Raw genomic sequence first — 20899 nt, forward strand, 5'->3', positions numbered from 1 at the left:
CCGGTCGCGGCATCGGCGGCGCGGCTTGCCTTTGCGTGGACTGCAACCTAGGGCGCGCTCCAACATTCTGTTTTGACAGTGCTTTGAGGCCTTCATCCATGACCGACACGCGTTATTCCGTTCTTGCCATCGGCAATGCCATCGTCGACGTGATCGCCGACGCGACCGACGAGTTCCTCGAGGAGCAGGATCTCGACAAGGGGTCGATGCGGCTGATCGACGAGGCAGAGGCAGAGCGACTATATGGCCTGATGGGGTCGGCGCGCGAGGTGTCGGGCGGGTCGGCGGGCAACACCGCCGCGGGGCTCGCCGCACTGGACGTGAAGACGGGCTTCATCGGCCAGGTCGCCGACGACCAGTTGGGCGAGATCTACAAGCATGACATCGAAGCGGCGGGCGTGGACTTCATCGTGCCGCCCTCCAGCGATGTCGGTGTCGCGACCGCGCGCTGCCTCATTCTCGTCACGCCGGATGCGCAACGGACCATGAACACCTTCCTCGGCGCGGCGCAGGAACTGCCGCCGCAGGCCATCGACGAGGCGACCATCGCGTCTGCCGAGATTCTGTATCTCGAAGGCTATCTTTGGGACCCGCCCGGCGCCATCGAGGCGATGAGCAAGGCGATCGATTTCGCCAAGAATGCCGGGCGCAAGGTCGCCTTCACGCTGTCGGACACCTTCTGCGTCGAGCGTCATCGCGGCGAATTCATGGACCTTCTCGACAACGGCCGGATCGATATCCTCTTCGCCAACGAGGAAGAGATCAAGGCGCTGGCGGAAGAGGGGATCGACGAATCGATCGACGCCATTGCCGCCAAAGTGCCGCTGCTCGTGGTCACGCGTTCGGAAAAGGGCGCGATCGCGATGGAAGACGGCTACCGCGCCCGTGTCGGCGCCCAGCCGATCAAGCAGCTTGTCGACACGACGGGAGCGGGCGATCTGTTCGCCGCAGGTTTTCTCGCCGGGCAGGCCAAGGGTCTCGATACCGAAGCTTCGCTCCGCCTCGGCGCCGTTGCGGCCGCCGAGGTCATCCAGCATTATGGTGCGCGCCCCGAGGAAGACCTCCGCGCGCTCGCCTCGAAGGTCCTCTCCTCCTAGACCGGCGGGGTGCGCGGCGGATCGAGCGGATCGCGCTCGTCCACGCCCGGGATGGCAGGCTCGATATCGTGGATTTCGGGCTCGTGGATGACCATCCGGCCCTGACCGAGGTGGCTGTGGCGATAGCCGTAGGCGAAGTAGATCACGAGGCCGATCGCCGACCATGCGGGTAGCACCAGCATCGCCTCCAGTGGCAGGTTCAGGAACAGGAACGCGCAGCCGAACACGGTCGCGGGACCGACGAGCCACAGCGCGGGCGTGCGGAAGCTGCGTTTGCGCGTCGGCTCGGCACGGCGCAGCAGCATCACGGCGATCGCGACCATTAGGAAGGCATAGAGCGTTCCCGCATTGGCGATATCCGCCAGCTGGCCCACCGGCAGGAAAGCGGCGCCGATGGCGACGACGAGGCCGGTCAGCGCGGTGACGACGTGCGGCGTCTTCCACTTGGGATGGATCTTTGACAGGAACCCCGGCAGCAGGCCGTCGCGGCTCATCACGAAGAAGATGCGCGTCTGCGCGAACAGCAGCACCAGAATGACCGACGGCAGCGCGAGGAAGGCCGCGATGCCGAGCGCGTTGCCGATGCCCGAGAAACCGATCTGGCGAAGGACGTGCGCGAGCGCTTCGTCCGAGCAGACGAGGGCGGCGGCGTGCTGGGGTAGCGCGCATTGGCGGGCGAGTTCTTCGGAACCGGCGGGGAAGGGAACGCCATCGGGACCCATGATCGGCTGCCCGCCGATCGTCCCGATCGCCCCCGCCGCGACGAGCACGTAGAAGATCGTGCAGATGAGCAGCGAGCCGACCAAGCCGATCGGCACGTTGCGCTGCGGATTCTTGGTCTCCTCCGCGGCGGTCGAGACGGCATCGAAGCCCACATAGGCGAAGAAGATCGTCGCGGCCGCGCCGACGGCGCCCACCCCCGAGCCGAACCCGCCGAAGACCCCGGCGGGCAGGAAGGGATTGAACTGCGCCATCTCGACCTGCGGGATCGTAAGGATGATGAAGGCGGTCAGCGCGGTCACCTTGATGAACACCAGGACCGCATTGACCTTGGCGCTTTCCGAGGTGCCGACCATCAGGAGCGCGGTAACCATCAGCGCGATCACCAGTGCGGGCAGGTTGATCAGCCCGCCTTCGGCCCCGCCGAGCGCGAGCGGCCCCGCCGCCAGCCAGGGCGGCAGCGTGATTCCGAGGAACTGGTCGAGGATGGTCCCGGCGAAATAGCCCGACCAGCCGACCGAAACGGCGCTCGCCGCGATCGCATATTCGAGAACCAGGGCCCAGCCGACCGTCCAGGCGAGCAGCTCGCCCATGACCGAATAGGTGTAGGTGTAGGCCGACCCCGCGACCGGGACCATCGAGGCGATCTCGGCATAGCAGAGCGCGGCCACGACGCAGACGAGGCCCGCGATGATGAAGGCGAGCATGAGGCCGGGACCGGCCTTCTGCGCGCCTGCGCTGGTGAGGACGAAGATACCGGTGCCGATGATGCAGCCGACCCCGAAGAGGGTGAGCTGGAGCGCACCCAGCGAGCGGTGCAGTGATTTTTCTTCGGCGGCGGCGAGAATGGCGTCGAGCGACTTTACGCGGGCAAATTTCATAGGGCCCACAAAACTCCGCCCGCGCCGCCCGGGATTGGGCGGCGGGAGCGGGGTGATTTTACGACGCTTTTACTCCGGCGGAAGCGCAAAAATGCGTGCGGTGAATTTTTAGCCGAGCAGCCCCGGGAAGAGGCCGAACAGCAACACCAGGAACACCGCGATTGGGCAGACCCACGCGACGAGGAAACGCCACAGCGCGAGCGTGCCACCGCTAAGGCCGGTCTGCTGCTGGACGAGCTTACGGTCCGCGCGCCAACCCACGAAGATGGCGAGGAACATGACGCCCAGGGGCAGCATGATCTTGCCGGTGAACCCGTCGATCGTGTCGAGGATGTCGGTCTCCGCAAAGATCGACCAGAAGCCCAGGGGGCGGACGTCGGACAGGACGTTGTACCCGAGTAGCGAGAGCACCCCGAGAACGAAGGCGCCAAGCGCGAACAGCGTCGAGGAGGTCGCGCGCGACAGGCGCATCTCGCCCTTCCCGAAAGCGGTCGGCACTTCCAAGAGCGAGATCGAACTGGTCAGCGCGGCGACGAAGATGAGCAGGAAGAAGAGGAAGCCGATGAGCGCGCCCGCGGGCATCGTCTGGAAGGCGACGGGGAGCGCCTGGAAGACGAGCGTCGGCCCGCCCGCCGGGTCGAGCCCCGCCGCGAAGACGATCGGGAAGATCATCAGGCCGGCGAGCAGCGCGACCATCGTGTCGGCGAAGGCGATGGTGACCGACATGCCGCCGATCTTGCCTGACTGCTTGAGATAGCTGCCGTAGGTGACCAGCGCCGCAACGCCGAGCGAGAGCGAGAAGAGCGCCTGCCCGAGCGCCGAGTTGATGACCTGCGGGGTCAGCTTCGACCAGTCGGGGGTGAAGAGAAAGGCCGCCGCTTCGCTGAATTCGCCCGTGGCGGCGCCGTAGAGGACGATCCCCAGGAGGATGACGAAGAACATCGGCATGAGAACGGTCGCGGCTTTCTCGATGCCTCCCGCAACGCCCTTATGCACGAACCACCAGGTCGCGAACATGAAGCCGGCGTGGAGCGCCAGCAGCAGCTGCCAGTTGCCGAGAAGCGCACCGAGGCGCGACTGGATCTGGTCGACACTCTCGCCCACGAACGCACCGCCGAACGGGTCGCCCCGCCCGATGGCGTTGACGAGCTCGATGCCCATCACGCCGGCGTAGTAGAGCACCCAGCCCGCAACCACGCTGTAGAAGGACAGGATCAGGAAGGCCGCGATCGCGCCCAGCGTGCCGACGCCCGACCAGGCGGTCGAGACATTGGAGCGGCGCGCGACGTCGCGGATCGAGCCGATGGCATCGGTCTGGCCGGTCTTGCCGATGAAGATTTCCGCCAGCACCAGCGGCAGCCCCAGAAGCGCGACGAAGGCGATGTAGACGATGACGAAGGCGCCGCCTCCGCTTTCCCCCGCCAGCGTCGGGAAGCGCCAGATGTTGCCGAGGCCGACCGCCGCTCCGACCGCTGCGAGAATGAACGCGCTGCGGCTGGACCAGCCTTCCTTCGCGGTTGCGCTGCCCTGTGCTGCGGTGCCTGCCATCGAAAACCCCTCCCGAGAAAATTCACTTATCGTTGGGGGCCATGGCTTAAAGGATGACGGTCACTTTACAAGCGTCCGGCGGAGTTTTGGCCCAAACCTGTCGCTATTTGGCCAGCATCGGCCCGAGAGGTTCGCCCCCGAAGAGGTGGACGTGCAGGTGACCGACCTCCTGACCCGCGCGCCGGCCGATGTTGGCGAGCAGCCGGTAGCCCTGCTCCTGCATGCCGCGATCGCGCGCGACCTTTCCGACGAGGCGCACGAAGTCGAGGATCTCGGCATCGGAAGCCTTGGCGCTGAAGTCGTCCCAGCTGACGTATCGCCCTTTGGGAATGACGAGGATGTGCAGCGAGGCGAGCGGATTGATGTCGTGAAAAGCGAGACTGTGCTCGCTCTCCGCTTCCTTGTGGCACGGCAGTTCCTCGCGCAGGATTTTCGCGAAGACATTCTCGTCGTCGTAAGATTGCGTGGCGTCGATGGCCATGGGACCCCTATTCCTCCAAAGCGCTGCTCTCCCCTTGACCCATGGGGCAGGGCGGTTCAGGTGGCAAGCCATGAGCGACGATGCCCCCGAAAGCCTGATTCCGTATGACGAGATCGTGCAGGAAGCGCTGCGCGCGGTGGTCGGGCGGGTGCTGTCGAGCGTCGAGGCGGACGGCGCGCTGCCCGGCGGCCACCATTTCTACATCACCTTTCGCACCCGGCATCCCGACGTCGATATTCCCGCGCATCTGATCGAGCGCTTCCCCGAGGAAATGACGATCGTGATCCAGCATCGCTTCTGGGATCTCGCGGTCGACGATCGGGGCTTCCAGGTGGGGCTAAGCTTCGGCGGGGTTCCCTCGACGTTGCGCGTGCCTTTCGCGGCGGTCACCGATTTCGTCGATCCGGCGGTCGAATTCAGCCTCAAGTTCCAGGCCGCCGAGGCCGGGGACGAGGACGAGGACGAGACGGCGGCGGCGGCGGCGGCACCCGATGCCCCCAAGGCCGAACCGATCGAGGACGGCTCGAACGTCGTGGCCGTGGATTTCACCAAGAAGAAGTAGGCGCGGGCCTCAGGCGACGTTGCGCAGCGCGGCGTAGATCTGATGCGCGGTCGCGGGTTTCTGCACGAGCGGAACATCGGGATAGGTACGGCGGAGACGACGCGCGTCGGCATGGCCCGAAAAGAAGATGAACGGGTTGCCGCGCTCGCGGGCGATTTCGGCGGCGGGAAACACTTCCTCGCCTTGAAGATCGATGTCGAAGACGGCCGCGTCATAATCGGCAGTGCGGGCAAGGACCATCGCATCGTCGAGCGTCCCGGCGACGCCGGCAACTTCGACGCCTTCGTCGGCAAGGCCCTGCTCGAGATCCATCATGATGAGCGCTTCGTCCTCGACGAGGATGACCCTGAACGGCTGTGCGGAACCCATCACTCTATTCCTTCCCGACATCGAACACGAGCGTGACGTCGCATCTCCCGCTGTCGTCATTCCACTTCACATGGCCGCCAAGCTGGCTCGCGCATCTCTCGATAAGATTTCGGCTGAAAGTAAATTCCTGATCGGGCGGCACGTCAAGGCCCTGACCTTCGGGCCCTTCTTCCGTCCATCTCAGGTGCGCGGTGACCCTTTGTGCCTCGCCCTCGTGAACCGTCGTCGACGACCAGTTCACCGAAACGCGTCCTTCCTCGCCCGACCAGGCACCATGCTTGGCTGCATTCATCGCCAATTCGTGGAGAATCAGCGTCAGCGGCGTGATGGCCCGATCCGAGACGTGGAGCGGAGCGCCCTCGATCGTCAGCCGCTCGTCCAGCGGATCGTGGGGTTCGAGCACCGAGCGCACGAGAGTCGATAGCGGAAGGCTCTTGTCCTCGACATGTTCGACGCCCTTCATGTGCGAAGAGGCGAGCGCGGAGATACGGGCCTGTGCGTCTTGGAGCATCTCGTCCTTCGACGCGGTTTTCCGTGCAGAGATCGACAGGCCTGCCTGAACGACTGCGAAGAGGTTACGGACGCGATGGCGCAATTCGCGATTGAGCAGTTCGAGCCGTCCGCGCTCGAACTCGAGCGCGGCCTCATGCGCTTTCTGGGTGCTGATATCCGATCCCGACGCCACGATCTCCACCACCTCGCCCGCTTCATCGAAGATCGGACCGACGTGGAGGAGGACCGGGAGCGTCGCACCGCCTGCGATCTGTGCCACGGTTTCACGGCGTGTGGCGAGGCCGCGACGCGCATTCTCGATATCCTCGCGCATCTGGTCACTGACGGCGGGATCGTAATTCCACCAGAAGGTTTCCCAGAAGGGCTCGTTCCAGACGTCGCCGAGCTGGAGGCCCGCAATGCGCAACGCGGCATCGTCCGTCGAGCGCAAACGCCCCTCGAGGTCGAGGACCGCAACGAATGCGACGAGCTGATTGATCAGCGCTCGAAGCCGAGCATCGGTGCGGATCGTTTCTTGGTCCATTGATGGCCGGTTTCCGTGAGCGACGATCACAGGCCAATCCACGTGTCACCCGCAAGTTTCATGCTTTGCGACGAAACGAAATCCTCAGCCGCGTCCGCGCGTCCCCGTGCGGCCTTCCTTGTAGGTCTTTTCCAGATAATCGATGATCTTGCCGGCGACGTCGATCCCCGTCGATTTCTCGAGACCCTCGAGACCCGGCGACGAGTTCACTTCCATTACCACCGGGCCCTGGCTGCCGCGCAGCAAATCGACGCCGCACACGCGCAGCCCCATGGCCTTGGCGGCGAGGGTGGCCGTCTTGCGCTCGATGGCGGTGATCTTGACGGGCTCGGCGGTGCCGCCGCGATGGAGGTTCGATCGGAAGTCGCCGTCCTTCCCGGTGCGTTTCATCGCCGCGACGACTTTCTCGCCGATGACGAAGCAGCGGATGTCGGAGCCGCCGGCTTCCTTGATGAACTGCTGGGTGAGGATGTTGGAGCCGACGCCCGAGAAGGCCTGGATGATCGATTCGGCGGCTTTTTGCGTTTCGCCGAGCACGACGCCGATGCCCTGCGTGCCTTCCAGGAGCTTGATGACGACCGGCGCGCCGCCCGCCATCTCGATGATTTCTTCCGCGCGGCTGGTCTGGTGCGCGAAGACGGTGACCGGAAGACCCACGCCCTTGCGCGCGAGCAGCTGCATCGAGCGCAGCTTGTCGCGGCTGCGGCTGATGGCGACGCTCTCGTTCAGTGGGAAGGTGCCCATCATCTCGAACTGGCGCAGCACGGCGGTGCCGTAGAACGTGACGCTCGCCCCGATGCGCGGGATGACCGCGTCATATTTCGGAAGCTCCTCGCCCTTGTACTTGATGGTCGGCTTGTTTGAGGTGATGTTGATGTAGCAGCGCAGGTGATCGATCACGTCGATATCGTGCCCGCGTTCCTTGGCCGCCTCGACCAGCCGTTTATGCGAGTAGAGATTGGCGTTGCGGCAGGTGAGGGCGATCTTCATTCGTCTTCCTTCGTTGCGTCTAGGTCGGGCCTGGTGAGAAAGGATTTCGCGGGGTCAACGAGCCAGCGCTTGCGAAGTGCCTGCCGCCCGATCAGCAAGCGGAAACCCATTTCATCGCGGTTGGTGAGCGTGAGTTCGATGGGATAGCGCTGCTCGCCCATCTCGAGCTCCGTCTCGATGACGAAGCGCTTCTGCCGCATGCCGTTGGAACTGGTGACCTCGCGCATGTCGAGCAGCCGGGCCACGCAGGCGATCTCGCTGTCGTCGCCCTGCAGGGGGTGAAGGAAGAAGGAGAGATGCTCGATCCCCTCGTTGCGATAATGGTGCACTTTCCAGGCATGGATCGCGCTGGTCTTGGCGCCGGTGTCGATCTTGGCCTTGATGGCAGGCACGCCGAGGCCGGGGAGCGAAACCCATTCGCGCCAGCCGACCGTCCCCTGTTTCATTGCGTTCCCCTCGACAGTTGAAGCCAGCCCTCTTAGGCAGGCGCGCAATTGTCAATTCCCCAGCGACGAGGACAGGTAAAGTGAGCGATACCCGCACCGAAAGCGATTCCATCGGCAACATCGAAGTGGCGAGCGACGCCTATTGGGGTGCGCAGACGCAGCGCAGCCTGACGAACTTCCCGTTCGATGCGCGCGAGCGGATGCCGATCGGCATCGTCCATGCACAGGCGATCGTGAAGCAGGCGGCGGCGCGGGTGAATCGCAAGCATGGCCTCGACGGCAAGCTCGCCGATGCGATGGAAGCGGCGGCGGAAGCGGTGATCGCGGGCAAGCATGACGACCAGTTCCCGCTGACCATCTGGCAGACGGGCTCGGGCACCCAGACCAACATGAATGTCAACGAGGTGATCGCGGGCATCGCCAACGAGCAGCTTGCCGGCACGCGCGGCGGCAAGGAGCCGGTGCATCCCAACGATCATGTCAACAAGTCGCAGTCGTCGAACGACAGCTTCCCGACCGCGTTGCACGTGTCGGCGGTGCTGGCGACCGAGCAGCAGCTCTTTCCCGCGCTCGAGCGGCTGACGGACGCGCTGAAAGCGAAGGCGGAGGCGTTCGACCATATCGTCAAGATCGGGCGTACGCACACGCAGGACGCGACGCCGCTCACTTTGGGACAGGAATTCTCGGGCTACGTCGCGCAGCTCATCAGCGCGAAGAAGCGCCTTGAAGGCGCGATGGACGGCAGCCTGCGCAAGCTCGCCATCGGCGGCACCGCAGTCGGGACCGGCCTCAACGCCCCTGACAATTGGGAAACCGACATGGTCGAGGCGATCAGTGACATCGCCGGTTCGCGCTTCCACTCGGCGCCCAACAAGTTCGAGCAGCTCGCGGCGAAGGACGGGCTCGTCTTCTTCCACGGCGGGCTGAACGCGCTGGCCGTCGCATTGAACAAGATCGCCAACGATCTGCGCTTCCTCGCTTCGGGGCCGCGTTCGGGCCTCGGCGAAATCAGCCTGACGGCGAACGAGCCGGGCAGCTCGATCATGCCGGGCAAGGTCAATCCCACGCAATGCGAGAGCCTGACGATGGTCGCGGCACAGGTGATGGGCAATCAGACCGCGGTCACGGTAGGCGGCGCGCAGGGCCATTTCGAACTCAACGTCTTCATGCCGCTGATCGGCGCCAACGTGCTGCGCTCGATCGACCTGATGGCGGTCGGCATGACGAGCTTCGCCGAGCGCGCGGTGGAGGGAATCGAGGCCAACGAGGACCGCATCAAGGAGCTGGTCGACCGTTCGCTCATGCTCGTGACCGCGCTCGCGCCCGAGATCGGCTACGACAACGCTGCCGCCATCGCGAAGCACGCGCACAAGAAGGGCCAGACGCTGAAGGAAGCGGGGCTGGAACTAGGGTTGGTCGACGAAGAGACGTTCGACCGGCTGGTCCGGCCCGAGACGATGGTCGGACGCTAGAAGGGCAGCGGGAAGGGCCCGCCCGCCTGCCAGTCGAGGACCGACTGCTGCGGTGCGATCAGCATCAGCGTCGAGAAGAAGAGGTTGTTGCGGATCGCTAGTCCGGCGGCGACCTCGAAGACGACGAGCATCGCGACGCTCGCCCAGACGGGCGCCTTGCGCGCGAACCAGAAGCCCAGCGCCATCATGGCGAGGTCGCTCATCGAGTTGAGCACGCTGTCGCCATAATAGCCGACCTCGATCGTGACCGAGCGATAGCGCTCGAGCACCCATGGCGAGTTCTCGACGATCTCCCAGAGCCCCTCGACGATCACGGCGGCGACGAACCGTTTCTCGACGCTCGCGCGGCGCCAGACGAGGTGGAGCAGGCCGTACAGGAGCACGCCGTGCAGCACGTGGCTGAGCGAATACCAGTCGGCGAGCATCTGGCTGGTCGTGGGACCCGAGGCACCGGGCGCCCAGAGCTCGATCCGCCCGCAGGTGCAGATGGCGGGCTGGCCCATGAGGAGAAGCGTGAGCGCGGTGAGGCCCGCCAGCGCGAGCGCGACGAGCGGCATGGGAATGGCGAGCGGTTTCATCGCTGCGATGGCTAGCGCGGTTGCCGACGAGCGCCTAGCATTTTGCGACACAGCAGGAGGGCATCATGCGGACAGCGAAACTCGGGGCGATCATGACGGGGACGGCAATCCTCTCGGCTTGCAGTTCGGGTGGTGGCTCGCCCGCCGTGCCGGCCGCATCGACCAGCGCGATCGCGTCGATGAGTGCGGCGTCCTACGTCGACCTGGCGGCTTCGGCGGCGCTCTATGCGGTCGAGGCGGCGAAGCTGGCGGAAACGCGGGCGCGGGACCGCGACATCCGCGATCTGGCGCGGCTGCAGGGGCAGGCGGGGACGGCGATCAGCGGGCAGCTTGCCTTTGCGGGGCCGCGGGTCAATGCGGTGCCCGACAATGTGCTGACCGCCGAGCATCAGGCGATGCTCGATGCGCTACGAACGGCGAACGACTTCGACAAGACCTATCTCGAGCAGCAGAAGAGGCTCGTCCCGGCGATGCGCGCGCTTCACGAAAATTACGCGGTGATCGGCGGATCGGCGACGCTGCGTCCGGTGGCGGAATTCGGTGCCGGGAAGATGGCCGCGCAGGCCGAGGCCGTCAAACGGGCCGACTAGCGGGCGTTGTCGCGCTTGGCCTTGGCGAGCGCTTCGTAGGCAAGCGCGAGATGCCCGGCGATACGGCTGTCGCGGCCGCCGCCCTTTCGCGATGCGCGTTGGCGGGCCTCGATGGCGAGGCGGTCGAAATGCTGGCTGCGGTCCCCTGACATGAAGCCCACCTTACGCGCATCGAAGCGATTCGGACAGGGTGGCGCCGGCGATCCGTTTCGCCACCGTCGCCATTGGACCTTTTGCCCCCTTTCGCGCGCTTTACCTGCGAAGGCGTAGGGTGCTAGGGCGCCCTCGATTTCCGCCCGGCGACCCTGTCGGCGCGATCCGTATATTTTGACAAAGAGGACATCCGCATGACCGCGACCGGCCACGACAGCATGAACACCAAAGCGACCCTCGAGGTCGATGGCCAGAGCTTTTCCTACTATTCGCTCGAGAAGGCGGCGGAAGCAGTCGGCGATATTTCCAAGCTGCCCTTTTCGATGAAAGTGCTGCTCGAGAACATGCTGCGTTTCGAGGACGGACAGACGGTCACCAAGGAAGACGTGCAGGCCATCGTCGACTGGCAGAAGGAACAGCGGATCGACCGCGAGATCCAGTATCGCCCCGCGCGCGTGCTGATGCAGGATTTCACGGGCGTTCCCGCAGTGGTCGACCTTGCCGCGATGCGCGACGGCATCAAGGCGCTGGGCGGCGATGCGCAGAAGATCAATCCGCAGGTGCCGGTCCATCTCGTCATCGATCACTCGGTCATGGTCGACGAGTTCGGCACGCCGATGGCCTTCGAGCAGAATGTTGAGCGCGAATATGAGCGCAACCGCGAGCGCTACGAATTTCTGAAGTGGGGCGCGAGCGCGTTCGAGAATTTCCAGGTCGTGCCGCCGGGCACGGGCATCTGCCACCAGGTGAACCTTGAATATATCGGCCGCTGCGTCTGGGCCTCCAAGGGCCCCGACGGGGACATGGTCGCCTATCCCGATACGCTCGTCGGCACCGACAGCCATACCACCATGATCAACGGCCTCGGCGTCCTCGGCTGGGGCGTCGGCGGGATCGAGGCGGAAGCCGCGATGCTCGGCCAGCCCATCTCGATGCTGGTCCCCGAAGTCGTCGGCTTCAAGCTGACGGGCAAGATGGCCGAAGGCGTTACCGCGACCGATCTCGTCCTGACGGTCACGCAGATGCTGCGCGCCAAGGGCGTCGTCGGCCGCTTCGTCGAATTCTACGGCCCGGGCCTCGACAATCTGTCGCTCGCCGACCGTGCCACCATCGCCAACATGGCGCCCGAATATGGCGCGACCTGCGGTTTCTTCCCGGTCGACGATCGCACCATGGATTACATGGAGCTGTCGGGTCGCGGCGATCAGATCCCGCTGATCAAGGCCTACCTCCAGGCGCAGGGCATGTGGCGCACCGCGGACATGGAAGACCCGGTCTTCACCGACACGCTGCACCTCGACATGGGCGAAGTCGTGCCGAGCCTCGCCGGACCCAAGCGCCCGCAGGACCGCGTGCTACTCACCGACATGGCGTCGGAGTTCAAGAAGCTCGTCGACACCGTTTATGATGGCGGCGCCAAGGGCAAAGACGTGGCGATCGAGGGCGAGGACTATGGCCTCACCGACGGCGACGTCGTGATTGCGGCGATCACCAGCTGCACCAATACGTCGAACCCCGACGTGATGATCGCGGCGGGCCTCGTCGCCAAGAAGGCGCGCGAACTCGGCCTCACCCGCAAGCCGTGGGTCAAGACGAGCCTCGCGCCCGGCAGCCAGGTCGTCACCGACTATCTCGACAAGGCCGGCCTTTCGGACGATCTCGACGCCATCGGCTTCGACCTCGTCGGCTATGGCTGCACCACCTGCATCGGCAACTCGGGGCCGCTTCCGCCGCCCGTCAGCAAGGCTATCAATGAGAACGATCTCGTCGCCTGCTCGGTCTTGTCGGGCAACCGCAACTTCGAAGGCCGCGTGTCGCCCGACGTGCGCGCCAACTATCTCGCCAGCCCGCCGCTGGTCGTCGCCTATGCCATTCTCGGCAATACGCGCGACGACATCACCACTTGCTCGCTGGGCAAGGACAAGGAGGGCAACGACGTCTATCTGAAAGACATCTGGCCCTCGAACGACGAGATCCGCGACCTCGTCAACCAGCACGTCAACGCCGACATGTTCCGCGAGCGCTACGCTTCGGTCTATGCGGGCGACGAGCGCTGGCAGGCGATCAACGTCTCGGGCGGCGACACTTACGACTGGCCGGCGGAATCGACCTACATCCAGAACCCGCCCTACTTCCAGGGCATGGGCATGGAGCCGGGTGCGACCGGCGATATCGAAGGTGCGCGCCCGCTCGCAGTGTTCGGCGATTCGATCACGACCGATCACATCAGTCCGGCCGGGGCCATCAAGGCCGACAGTCCGGCCGGGGCCTATCTGCAGGAGCATGGCGTCGAGCGGCGCGAGTTCAACAGCTATGGCGCCCGTCGCGGCAATCACGAGGTCATGATGCGCGGCACTTTTGCCAACATCCGCATCAAGAACCAGATGCTCGACGATGTCGAGGGCGGCTTCACCAAGGGCCCCTCGGGCGAGGTCAAGCCGATCTACGATGCGGCGATGGCCTATATGCAGAAGGGCACCCCGCTGGTCGTGCTGGCAGGCCGCGAATATGGCACGGGCTCCTCGCGCGATTGGGCGGCGAAGGGCACGATCCTCCAGGGCGTCAAGGCGGTCATCGCGATGAGCTACGAGCGGATCCACCGCTCCAACCTCGTCGGCATGGGCGTGCTGCCGCTCCAGTTCATGGACGGCGAGGGGCCCGAGCATTTCGGGTTCGACGGGTCGGAGACGTTCGACATCAAGGGGCTGGGCGATCTCCAGCCGCGCCAGGACGTCAAGGTCGTCGCGACCCGCAAGAATGGCGAGCAGGTCGACTTCACCGCCAAGTGCCGGATCGACACTTATAACGAGCTCGAATATTACAAGAATTCGGGCATTCTTCACTACGTGCTTCGCAAGCTGGCGGCCTAGTGAAGGCGTATTTCCTCGGCATCGCACTGCTCGGTCTTGGCGCTTGCCAGGCCGACGCAGTGCGGGGCGAGGAGATGGAGGCGGCCCGAGCGGCCGTCACCACGATCGATGCGGCGTCGCTCAAGGCGATGCTCGATAAGGCGGATGCGCCGCTTCTCGTCGATGTTCGCACGCCCGAGGAATATGCGGAGGGTCATATCGAGGGGGCGCGGCTGATGCCGCTGGCGGACTTCGACCCTGCCGCGCTCGATGGGGAGAATGTCGTGCTGTACTGCCGCTCGGCGCGGCGGTCGGGCGAAGCGGCCCAGTTGCTCGCCGCGCATCGCGGCGAGGCCGTGCGGCATCTGGAAGGCGGCATCAACGCGTGGACGAGCGCGGGCTACGCCGTCGTTACGCCCTAGGGCGTCAGTTTCACACCGAGCCAGACCGTACGCCCCCGCGCGCGCTCCCGCGTGCCGTCGCCCTGGATATCGGTCAGCACCTCGACATTCGCGAGATTCTCACCCCGCACTTCGACGGCAACCTTGCGATGAAGCGGGGCGCGCGCAAAGGCGTCGAGGGTAACCGCGCGATCGAGCTCGATCCTGTTGGCGAGATCCTCGTAGCGTGCGCCTTCCATTCGCGCGGTCAGGCTCGCGAGCATCGCTCCTTGCGACCAGCCGAGCCGGAGCGATCCGCTGTGGGGCGGGCTTTGCTGCGGGCGGTTGCCGTCGAAGGCGGCAGCGGCGCCGGACGCGTCGAGCCGCGCGTCGGCAAAGCCGTAGAGCAGTCGGGCGCTCCACGGCCCGCGTTCGATGGTGGCGTCCAGTTCCAGACCGCGCGTGGCGATGCCGTCCACGTTCGATCGCTGCGAATAGACGCCTGCGCCCGATACGAAGCCGACGCCGGGAAAGACGCCGGGCCCTGTATCCAGCGGAACGTTGGCGATGGCGTTGTCCAATCGTTGCGCAAACAAGGTGACGCCCGCCGAGAACGTAGGGGAGCCGACGCGCGCACCGAGGTCGAGGCCGAAGCTCGTCTCGGGTTGCAGGCCCTCGTTGGCGGCGGTGGCGTCGGCGCCGACGCGGAACGGGCGGTAGAGCTCGTTCAACGTCGGCAGTCGCCAGCCGCGATACGCGGAGGCGGTGAAGCGGGCGGGGAAGATATTGCGCGATAGATCGATGCGTCCCGACCATTGGGTGCCGTCGCGCGCACCGAAAGTGCTGTCCTCGAGGCGCGCATCGTCGGCGAGCTGGCGAATGGTGCGGAACCCGTCGCCGAGGCGCCAGCGATCGATCCGCAACGAGGCGAGTGCGCCGAACGGTCCCAATGCGCGCTCGGCATTGCCGAAGATCGAAGCGATGCTGCTATCGCCGCCGGCGCGCCGCTCGCGCGTGGGCGCGTCATCGACGAAGAAGAAGCGTTCGGCGACCGAACCCTCGTTGCGTCGCCACCCCGCGCCGAGCGTGACAGGGCCGAGATCCAGGCTGGCTTCAGCACCGAGGCCGGTGGCGGGAACGTCATACTGATCGAGCACGACGCGCGTGCTTGCGCGCGCATCGTCGAGCGCGGCGAAGCGCGTTTCGAACTGTCGATCCTGCCACCAGCCCGTCAGTTGGAAGGGCAGTGCGCCGTCGCGATCGACGAGGCGAAGCGAAAGGTCGAGACCCTTGGCCTCGTTCTCGCTGCCATCGAAGCCGCGATCGCGCTTGTCGCTGAACCAGGCGGCGCCCAGTTGCGCTTCCACGCCCGCGAGCGGATGAACGAGGCGGGCGCGCGTGGAGCGTTGCTCGGTGCGCGCGGCCCGGTCGGCAGGGCCGCGGTCTTCCTCGACGATGGGGATGAAGCCGTCGCTCTCGATGAAGCCGCTCGCGGTCGAGACGAAGCCCTTGCCAAGCCGCCGCGAACCGCTGTTCGACAGGTCCCAACGATCGTCGCCGCCCCAGGCCGCGCGGATGGTGCGGGGGCTTCGGGCCAGCGTGTCGATGGCGATGCTTCCCGCAACGGCGCCGGGCTGGGTATCGGCACCGTAGCGGATGATCATCGTATCGATGGCGGCAGGGTCGAGGATGGCGAAGTTCAGCCATCCCCCGAACGGGTCGGCCTGGGGCACGCCATCGACGGTCAGCGCCATCCGGCTCGCGGCGTTTCCGCCGAGGCCGCGTGCGGTGAGGCCCTGGCTGGTCGGATGCACCGAACGCCCGTCGGCGCGGCGGAAGGTGGCGAGGTTGGGCGTCGTGGCCAGCAATTCTTCGAGCCGACCGCTCGCGAGCGTCTCGACGTCCTCGCGCTCGTAGGCGATCGCGCTGTCGGTCTCCTCGTACAGCGGGCGGCCGGTGACGATGATCGGGTCGGGTTGCAGCGCCAGAAGGGCAAGGATCACGAGGCGATCGCCTTCGCGAGCCAGTCGGGCATCAGCGCCTCGTCGGGCACCGCATCGATCCGCGCATGGACCACCGACAGGCCGAGATCGGGGTAGGCGGCGCGAGCACCCTCCCTCTCGCCGTCAACGACGAACAGGCGTCGGTTGATCTTGCCCCGCCAGTTCATCCGCGCGGTGTTTTCCTGGCCGACGAAACAGCCCTTGTCGAAGGCCACGCCGTTCAATTCGCGGGCGTTGGTCTCCAGCCAGAGGAGGTCGGTCAGCTCGGCGCCTTCGCACACATTGAGGCGCAGTCGGTGCGCGTCATAACCGCGTGCCGCCTCGCTTTGCGACGCGATCCAGCGTCGGCCCATGGCGGGGTGGCGTGGATCGGCATGGCCGTCCGCGCCGTCCGCGCTCCAGTGAACGGCGAGGGTCTCGTCGGGCACGATCTCGATCTTGCGTCGGAGGCGATACATGGAGAGGCGCTTTACGAGGTCGTCGGCATCATCGGCACTCACATCGATCAGCCAGTCCCCCTCGTGCGGCCAGACCAAGAAATCAGCGATGGTCTTGCCTTGCGGCGTGAGCAGACCGGCCCAGACGGGTGCCTCGTCGGACAGCCGGTTGGTAACGAGGCCGTCGAGAAAGGCGCGGACGTCCTCGCCGGAAAGGCGAAGGACGGAGCGATCGGAGAGCATGGTGGCGGGCATATGCTTGAGCTAGGTGCGGGCTCGACCTAAGGCAACCGCCATGACCGAGACCCTCACCATCCGCCGCCCCGACGACTGGCATCTCCATTTTCGCGACGGCGCGATGATGGAGGCGGTGGTGCCGTTTACCGCCCGCCAGTTCGCCCGGGCCATCGTCATGCCCAACCTGTCGCCCCCGGTGACGACGCCCGAGGCCGCGAATGCCTATCGCGACCGCATTCGCGCGGCGGTACCGGAGGGCGTGGATTTCACGCCGCTGATGACCGCCTATCTGACCGACGACAGCGATCCTGACGCGATCGAGCGCGGTTTTCGTGACGGCATCTGGGTGGCCGCGAAACTCTATCCGGCAGGTGCGACGACCAATTCCGCCTCGGGGGTGACCGATATCCGCAAGATCGATCGGGTAGTCGAGCGGATGGAAGCAATCGGGATGCCGCTACTGGCGCATGGCGAAGTGACCGACGACGAGGTCGACATCTTCGACCGCGAGGCCGTTTTCATCGACCGGATCGCGATCCCCTTGCTCGAGCGGCACCCGGCACTCAAGTTCGTGTTCGAGCATATTACCACCAAGGACGCCGCCGATTTCGTCGCTGGCGCGGGCGAGCGGGTCGCGGCGACGATCACGCCGCAGCACCTCCAGATCAATCGCAATGCCATCTTCAAGGGCGGGCTCAATCCGCATGCCTATTGCCTGCCCGTCGCCAAGCGCGAGACGCACCGGCTGGCAGTGCGCAAGGCGGCGACCGGGGGGTCGGGAAAATTCTTCCTCGGCACCGACAGCGCCCCGCATGCGCGGAGCGCCAAGGAGAGCGCGTGCGGATGCGCGGGAATCTTCAACGCGCCGAACGCGCTCGGATGCTATGTACAGGTGTTCGACGAGGAGGATGCGCTCGACCGGTTCGAGGCGTTCGCCAGCCTCGACGGGCCGCGCTTCTACGGATTGGCACCCAATGACGACAGGATTACGCTCGAGAAAGGCGCGTCACGCATCCCCGAGACAATTCCCGGCGGGGCCGAGGCGATCGTTCCGTATCGGGCGGGGGAGACGCTGTCCTGGCGGCTGGCGGACTGAACCCTAGCCAGCTTTCTGGCAGCTCTCGATCCAGGCGGCATCGCCCGACCCCAGCACCGCATCGAAATGATCCTCGACGCGGCGGTAGCACTCGCACGCGCGATGCTCGAGTTCGTCGCGGTCGGTGACGGTGACGATCCCGCGGCGATACTGGATGAGTCCTTCGGACTGAAGCTGCCGCGCCACGGCGTTCACGGACGTGCGCTGGACGCCCAGAAGGGCGGCTAGGGCGCCCTGTGTCAGTTCAAGCTCGTCGCCCGCGCGGTCCTGCGCCGTCAGCAGCCAGCGCGCGGCCCGCGCCTCGATGGGATGGAAGGCGTTGCACGCGACCGATTGCATCACCTGTGCAAGGAGATAGTCGGCGTAACGGCAGAAGAGGTCGCGCATGAAGACATCGTCGCGCTTCAGTTGCTCGATCACGTCCATCGGGACACGGTAGGCTTTGCCGCCGACCTGGACTTCGGCGCGCGTGAAGGCGGGCAGGTCGCCGCAGCTGACGATGCCGCCGATGGCGCCTTCCTGTCCGATGCTCGCGACTTCGACCGAGCGCTTGTCGTCGACGTCGACGACGAGGCTGATCATTGCAGGAGACATCGGAAAGATCGTCGACTTGATATCGTCCCCCGAGCGGAAGAGCACGTCGGTCGCGTTGAGATCGATGAGTTCCCCTTTATCGAGAATGGTCTGCCTGAGATCCGCCGGCATCATGTCGATCAGCCGATTATGGCCTGAACGACCATAAGGCGTGGAAAATTCGATCGCGCTACGCCCCGACACTTGTTCTTCTCCCCACTTTTTACTGGACGGAAGTCGAACCGCTCCCAGAACGATTCGTCAACCCCCGCCGAAGGGGCAGGACACGGTGGCTTCATGCTTGAAACCGGTCCGTAGCTTCGCTAGAGGCGCCCTTCAGCCAGACGCTGCAAGCGGCGTTGCGGAGACGTGGGTGAGTGGCTGAAACCAACGCTTTGCTAAAGCGTCATACGGGTAATCCCCGTATCGAGGGTTCGAATCCCTCCGTCTCCGCCAGCCGCTCCTTTCATCTTCCGATCCGTGATCCCGTGCCTCAGCGCCTGCGCCTTTGTCGCGCGCGGATTGCGTTGTCGCGGCTGCTGACCCATGCTCGTGCATCTACCGGCAGGACGCTGGCACGGTGACGGTCGGCGATACGGGAGCAAGTAGCGGAACGATGATGCCTGGCACATTCCGAACGGATCGAGCCGCCCGCCCCGTCGCGGGCGTGCGGCCATGATCCTCGTTATCGACGCCGGAACGAGTTCGGTGCGCGCGCTGCTGTTCGACGTCGCGGGCGACATCCATTTCGTGGCGCAGGCTCCGATCGCGAGCAGCTTTCCGATGCCCGGGCGGGTCGAGCAGGATGCCGATGCCATCTGGCAGCAATGTCGGCGCGTTCTTCGCGACGCGATCGAGCATGCAGGCGGCGCCCAGCACATCGAGGCGATGGGGATCACCAACCAGCGTGAGACCGTGGTGGCATGGGATCGCCGCTCGGGCGCGCCGCTCGGACCGGCGATCGTGTGGCAGGACAGGCGGACGTCCGCGGACTGCGCAACGCTTGTCGAAGCGGGCAACGAGTCGCGGATACAGGAGGCCACGGGTCTCGTCCTCGACCCCTATTTCAGTGCAACCAAGATGGCGTGGATGATGCGCAGCTCGGACGCAGTCCGCTCGGCCGCCGAGACGGGGAGGCTGTCGTTCGGGACGATCGAGAGCTGGCTCCTCTTCAAGCTGACCGGCGGCCATCTGAGCGATGCCAGCAACGCCAGCCGGACGAGCCTCATGGGCATCGAGACACGCTCGTGGGAGAGGGAATTGTGCGACCTGTTCGGCATCCCGGTCGACACCTTGCCCCGGATCGTACCGATGCATGGCGACTACGGCAGCACCCATCTTTTCGGCGCGCCGATCGCCATCACCGGTTCGGCGGGCGACCAGCAGGCCGCGACCATCGGGCAGGGGTGCCTCGCGCCGGGAGCCGCCAAGGCCACGTTCGGGACCGGTCTGTTCGCGCTCGCATCCACCGGCGCGGATCGCCCGCGCTCGTCGCATCGGCTGCTTTCCACGCTCCTCTACTCGGATGGCGAGAAGGCGACCTACGCCCTCGAGGGTTCGGTGTTCGTGGCAGGCAGCCTCGTGACGTGGCTCCGCGACATGGCGGGGCTCGTGGAGAGCGGCGCCGAGACGGAGACGCTCGCGCGAAGCGTCGAGAATGCAGGCGGCGTGACGATCATTCCCGCCTTCGTCGGGCTGGGGGCGCCGCACTGGAGAGCCGATCTGGAAGGCTCGATCCATGGCCTGACGTTCGGGGTCACGCGCGCCCATCTCGTGCGGGCCGCGCTCGAGGCGGTCACGATGAGCGCGCGCGACCTTGCCGCGGCCTTTGCGGCGGATGGCGCTCCGTGGCAGCGGCTGCGCGTCGATGGCGGCATGGTTTCCAACGACTGGCTGACGCAGGACCTTGCGGACATGCTCGCGCTCGACGTCGAGCGGCCCGTCAATATCGAGTCTACCGCACGGGGCGCGGCCATGCTGGCGGCGCTCGGCGCGGGACTGTTCGGATCGATCGAAGAGGCGACGGCGGCCATGCTCCCGGCGATGGAAACCTTCCCGCCCGCGCTCGATGAAACGACCCGCCAAGACCGCGCCCGTCGCTGGAGCACGGCACTCGAGAAGGCCCTCGCCAGACCCTAGCGACTCGGCGGCGCCAGCGCCTCATTGCGCCCTCCTCCCCGCCTGTGAACGCTCCCAGACCGGCGATTGTCCAAATTCGGGACGCCGGATCGAAAGATTCCGCGCGGGCTTTCGCGTCGCCAAATCGAAGTGATCATTCTTCATAGCGTTTTATGATCGTGTTTAACGCCGATTTAACCATTCTTATTCAACTCAACTCTGTAGTAATAAGCATAAAGACGCACCGATAAGGTCAAAAGAAAGCTGTATCGTTTATCTTTCG

General features: G+C 65.5%; 20 protein-coding genes and 1 tRNA gene. 9 read left to right on the forward strand and 12 right to left on the reverse strand.

Annotated elements, in window-relative coordinates; all coding sequences use genetic code 11:
* The first annotated feature begins 98 nt into the window (after positions 1–98).
* A complete protein-coding gene (locus tag WJS89_RS08980) occupies positions 99–1097 on the forward strand; it encodes an adenosine kinase (protein WP_346340599.1) in 999 nt (332 codons plus the stop codon).
* On the opposite strand, the gene WJS89_RS08985 is transcribed toward WJS89_RS08980, so the two are convergent.
* From WJS89_RS08985 to WJS89_RS08995, 3 genes are all read right to left on the reverse strand, one after another.
* The gene (locus WJS89_RS08985; protein WP_346340600.1) at positions 1094–2698 is read right to left on the reverse strand and encodes an amino acid permease; all 1605 of its coding nucleotides are present in this window, start codon (positions 2696–2698) and stop codon (positions 1094–1096) included. The two genes, WJS89_RS08980 and WJS89_RS08985, sit on opposite strands and share 4 nt — an antisense overlap.
* A gap of 108 nt (positions 2699–2806) precedes the next feature.
* Positions 2807–4246: a sodium-dependent transporter gene (locus tag WJS89_RS08990; RefSeq protein WP_346340601.1), complete on the reverse strand. Its 1440-nt coding sequence runs from the start codon at positions 4244–4246 to the stop codon at positions 2807–2809.
* A gap of 103 nt (positions 4247–4349) precedes the next feature.
* The gene (locus tag WJS89_RS08995) at positions 4350–4727 is read right to left on the reverse strand and encodes an HIT domain-containing protein (RefSeq protein ID WP_346340602.1); all 378 of its coding nucleotides are present in this window, start codon (positions 4725–4727) and stop codon (positions 4350–4352) included.
* 70 nt (positions 4728–4797) lie between these two features.
* On the opposite strand from WJS89_RS08995, the gene WJS89_RS09000 reads away from it, so the two are divergent.
* Entirely contained in the window at positions 4798–5289 is a 492-nt protein-coding gene (locus WJS89_RS09000) for an SspB family protein (protein ID WP_346340603.1), read from the forward strand.
* Positions 5290–5298: 9 nt separating this feature from the next.
* Here the strand turns inward: WJS89_RS09000 and WJS89_RS09005 are convergent, their stop codons facing one another.
* From WJS89_RS09005 to WJS89_RS09020, 4 genes are all read right to left on the reverse strand, one after another.
* Positions 5299–5658 (reverse strand): response regulator, encoded by a 360-nt coding sequence (locus WJS89_RS09005; RefSeq protein WP_346340604.1) that lies wholly within the window; start codon positions 5656–5658, stop codon positions 5299–5301.
* A 4-nt stretch (positions 5659–5662) separates the two neighbouring features.
* On the reverse strand, positions 5663–6694 hold the full coding sequence (locus WJS89_RS09010) for a sensor histidine kinase (RefSeq protein WP_346340605.1): 1032 nt from the start codon (positions 6692–6694) through the stop codon (positions 5663–5665).
* Positions 6695–6778: 84 nt separating this feature from the next.
* Positions 6779–7684 (reverse strand): 30S ribosomal protein S6--L-glutamate ligase, encoded by a 906-nt coding sequence (gene rimK / locus WJS89_RS09015; RefSeq protein ID WP_346340606.1) that lies wholly within the window; start codon positions 7682–7684, stop codon positions 6779–6781.
* Positions 7681–8130, reverse strand: a complete 450-nt coding sequence (locus WJS89_RS09020) for an ATP-dependent zinc protease family protein (protein WP_346340607.1) — start codon at positions 8128–8130, stop codon at positions 7681–7683. Before WJS89_RS09020 ends, rimK begins: the two co-directional genes overlap by 4 nt.
* An 80-nt stretch (positions 8131–8210) precedes the next feature.
* Between WJS89_RS09020 and fumC the strand changes: the two genes are divergently transcribed.
* Positions 8211–9602, forward strand: a complete 1392-nt coding sequence (fumC, locus tag WJS89_RS09025) for a class II fumarate hydratase (protein ID WP_346340608.1) — start codon at positions 8211–8213, stop codon at positions 9600–9602.
* Here fumC and WJS89_RS09030 read toward each other — a convergent pair.
* A complete protein-coding gene (locus tag WJS89_RS09030; RefSeq protein ID WP_346340609.1) occupies positions 9599–10180 on the reverse strand; it encodes a DUF2585 family protein in 582 nt (193 codons plus the stop codon). The genes fumC and WJS89_RS09030 overlap by 4 nt on opposite strands.
* Before the next feature lie 65 nt (positions 10181–10245).
* Between WJS89_RS09030 and WJS89_RS09035 the strand changes: the two genes are divergently transcribed.
* Positions 10246–10770: a DUF4142 domain-containing protein gene (locus tag WJS89_RS09035; protein WP_346340610.1), complete on the forward strand. Its 525-nt coding sequence runs from the start codon at positions 10246–10248 to the stop codon at positions 10768–10770.
* On the opposite strand, the gene WJS89_RS09040 is transcribed toward WJS89_RS09035, so the two are convergent.
* Positions 10767–10922, reverse strand: coding sequence for a hypothetical protein (locus WJS89_RS09040; RefSeq protein WP_346340611.1), 156 nt, complete (start codon positions 10920–10922; stop codon positions 10767–10769). The two genes, WJS89_RS09035 and WJS89_RS09040, sit on opposite strands and share 4 nt — an antisense overlap.
* A gap of 195 nt (positions 10923–11117) precedes the next feature.
* Between WJS89_RS09040 and acnA the strand changes: the two genes are divergently transcribed.
* Positions 11118–13793, forward strand: coding sequence for an aconitate hydratase AcnA (acnA, locus tag WJS89_RS09045; RefSeq protein ID WP_346340612.1), 2676 nt, complete (start codon positions 11118–11120; stop codon positions 13791–13793).
* A complete protein-coding gene (locus WJS89_RS09050) occupies positions 13793–14194 on the forward strand; it encodes a rhodanese-like domain-containing protein (RefSeq protein ID WP_346340613.1) in 402 nt (133 codons plus the stop codon). Before acnA ends, WJS89_RS09050 begins: the two co-directional genes overlap by 1 nt.
* On the opposite strand, the gene WJS89_RS09055 is transcribed toward WJS89_RS09050, so the two are convergent.
* Both WJS89_RS09055 and ygfZ read right to left on the reverse strand, forming a co-directional pair.
* Complete coding sequence (locus WJS89_RS09055) at positions 14191–16155, reverse strand: TonB-dependent receptor (protein ID WP_346340614.1); 1965 nt, start codon at positions 16153–16155, stop codon at positions 14191–14193. The two genes, WJS89_RS09050 and WJS89_RS09055, sit on opposite strands and share 4 nt — an antisense overlap.
* The gene (gene ygfZ / locus WJS89_RS09060) at positions 16152–16847 is read right to left on the reverse strand and encodes a CAF17-like 4Fe-4S cluster assembly/insertion protein YgfZ (protein WP_346340615.1); all 696 of its coding nucleotides are present in this window, start codon (positions 16845–16847) and stop codon (positions 16152–16154) included. Before ygfZ ends, WJS89_RS09055 begins: the two co-directional genes overlap by 4 nt.
* 40 nt (positions 16848–16887) lie before the next feature.
* On the opposite strand from ygfZ, the gene pyrC reads away from it, so the two are divergent.
* Positions 16888–17925 carry a dihydroorotase gene (gene pyrC, locus WJS89_RS09065; RefSeq protein ID WP_346340616.1) on the forward strand — a complete coding sequence of 346 codons (1038 nt, stop codon included), beginning with the start codon at positions 16888–16890 and terminating at the stop codon, positions 17923–17925.
* 3 nt (positions 17926–17928) lie between these two features.
* On the opposite strand, the gene WJS89_RS09070 is transcribed toward pyrC, so the two are convergent.
* Positions 17929–18702: a Crp/Fnr family transcriptional regulator gene (locus WJS89_RS09070; protein ID WP_346340617.1), complete on the reverse strand. Its 774-nt coding sequence runs from the start codon at positions 18700–18702 to the stop codon at positions 17929–17931.
* A 159-nt stretch (positions 18703–18861) separates the two neighbouring features.
* Here WJS89_RS09070 and WJS89_RS09075 point away from each other — a divergent pair.
* Together WJS89_RS09075 and WJS89_RS09080 are read left to right on the forward strand one after the other, a co-directional pair.
* Positions 18862–18954: transfer RNA gene (locus WJS89_RS09075), tRNA-Ser, on the forward strand.
* Between the two features lie 219 nt (positions 18955–19173).
* Positions 19174–20637, forward strand: a complete 1464-nt coding sequence (locus WJS89_RS09080; RefSeq protein WP_346340618.1) for an FGGY family carbohydrate kinase — start codon at positions 19174–19176, stop codon at positions 20635–20637.
* Positions 20638–20899 lie beyond the last annotated feature (262 nt).

Source organism: Sphingomicrobium aquimarinum, from assembly GCF_039655735.1.
In the GTDB taxonomy this organism is placed as follows: domain Bacteria; phylum Pseudomonadota; class Alphaproteobacteria; order Sphingomonadales; family Sphingomonadaceae; genus Sphingomicrobium; species Sphingomicrobium aquimarinum.

What these genes read in the sequence shown, in the direction of transcription:
- WJS89_RS08980 (WP_346340599.1), top strand. Translation starts at nt 99, where the DNA reads ATGACCGACACGCGTTATTCCGTTCTTGCCATCGGCAATGCCATCGTC.
- WJS89_RS08985 (WP_346340600.1), bottom strand. Translation starts at nt 2,698, where the DNA reads ATGAAATTTGCCCGCGTAAAGTCGCTCGACGCCATTCTCGCCGCCGCC.
- WJS89_RS08990 (WP_346340601.1), bottom strand. Translation starts at nt 4,246, where the DNA reads ATGGCAGGCACCGCAGCACAGGGCAGCGCAACCGCGAAGGAAGGCTGG.
- WJS89_RS08995 (WP_346340602.1), bottom strand. Translation starts at nt 4,727, where the DNA reads ATGGCCATCGACGCCACGCAATCTTACGACGACGAGAATGTCTTCGCG.
- WJS89_RS09000 (WP_346340603.1), top strand. Translation starts at nt 4,798, where the DNA reads ATGAGCGACGATGCCCCCGAAAGCCTGATTCCGTATGACGAGATCGTG.
- WJS89_RS09005 (WP_346340604.1), bottom strand. Translation starts at nt 5,658, where the DNA reads ATGGGTTCCGCACAGCCGTTCAGGGTCATCCTCGTCGAGGACGAAGCG.
- WJS89_RS09010 (WP_346340605.1), bottom strand. Translation starts at nt 6,694, where the DNA reads ATGGACCAAGAAACGATCCGCACCGATGCTCGGCTTCGAGCGCTGATC.
- rimK (WP_346340606.1), bottom strand. Translation starts at nt 7,684, where the DNA reads ATGAAGATCGCCCTCACCTGCCGCAACGCCAATCTCTACTCGCATAAA.
- WJS89_RS09020 (WP_346340607.1), bottom strand. Translation starts at nt 8,130, where the DNA reads ATGAAACAGGGGACGGTCGGCTGGCGCGAATGGGTTTCGCTCCCCGGC.
- WJS89_RS09030 (WP_346340609.1), bottom strand. Translation starts at nt 10,180, where the DNA reads ATGAAACCGCTCGCCATTCCCATGCCGCTCGTCGCGCTCGCGCTGGCG.
- WJS89_RS09035 (WP_346340610.1), top strand. Translation starts at nt 10,246, where the DNA reads ATGCGGACAGCGAAACTCGGGGCGATCATGACGGGGACGGCAATCCTC.
- WJS89_RS09040 (WP_346340611.1), bottom strand. Translation starts at nt 10,922, where the DNA reads ATGTCAGGGGACCGCAGCCAGCATTTCGACCGCCTCGCCATCGAGGCC.
- acnA (WP_346340612.1), top strand. Translation starts at nt 11,118, where the DNA reads ATGACCGCGACCGGCCACGACAGCATGAACACCAAAGCGACCCTCGAG.
- ygfZ (WP_346340615.1), bottom strand. Translation starts at nt 16,847, where the DNA reads ATGCCCGCCACCATGCTCTCCGATCGCTCCGTCCTTCGCCTTTCCGGC.
- pyrC (WP_346340616.1), top strand. Translation starts at nt 16,888, where the DNA reads ATGACCGAGACCCTCACCATCCGCCGCCCCGACGACTGGCATCTCCAT.
- WJS89_RS09080 (WP_346340618.1), top strand. Translation starts at nt 19,174, where the DNA reads ATGATCCTCGTTATCGACGCCGGAACGAGTTCGGTGCGCGCGCTGCTG.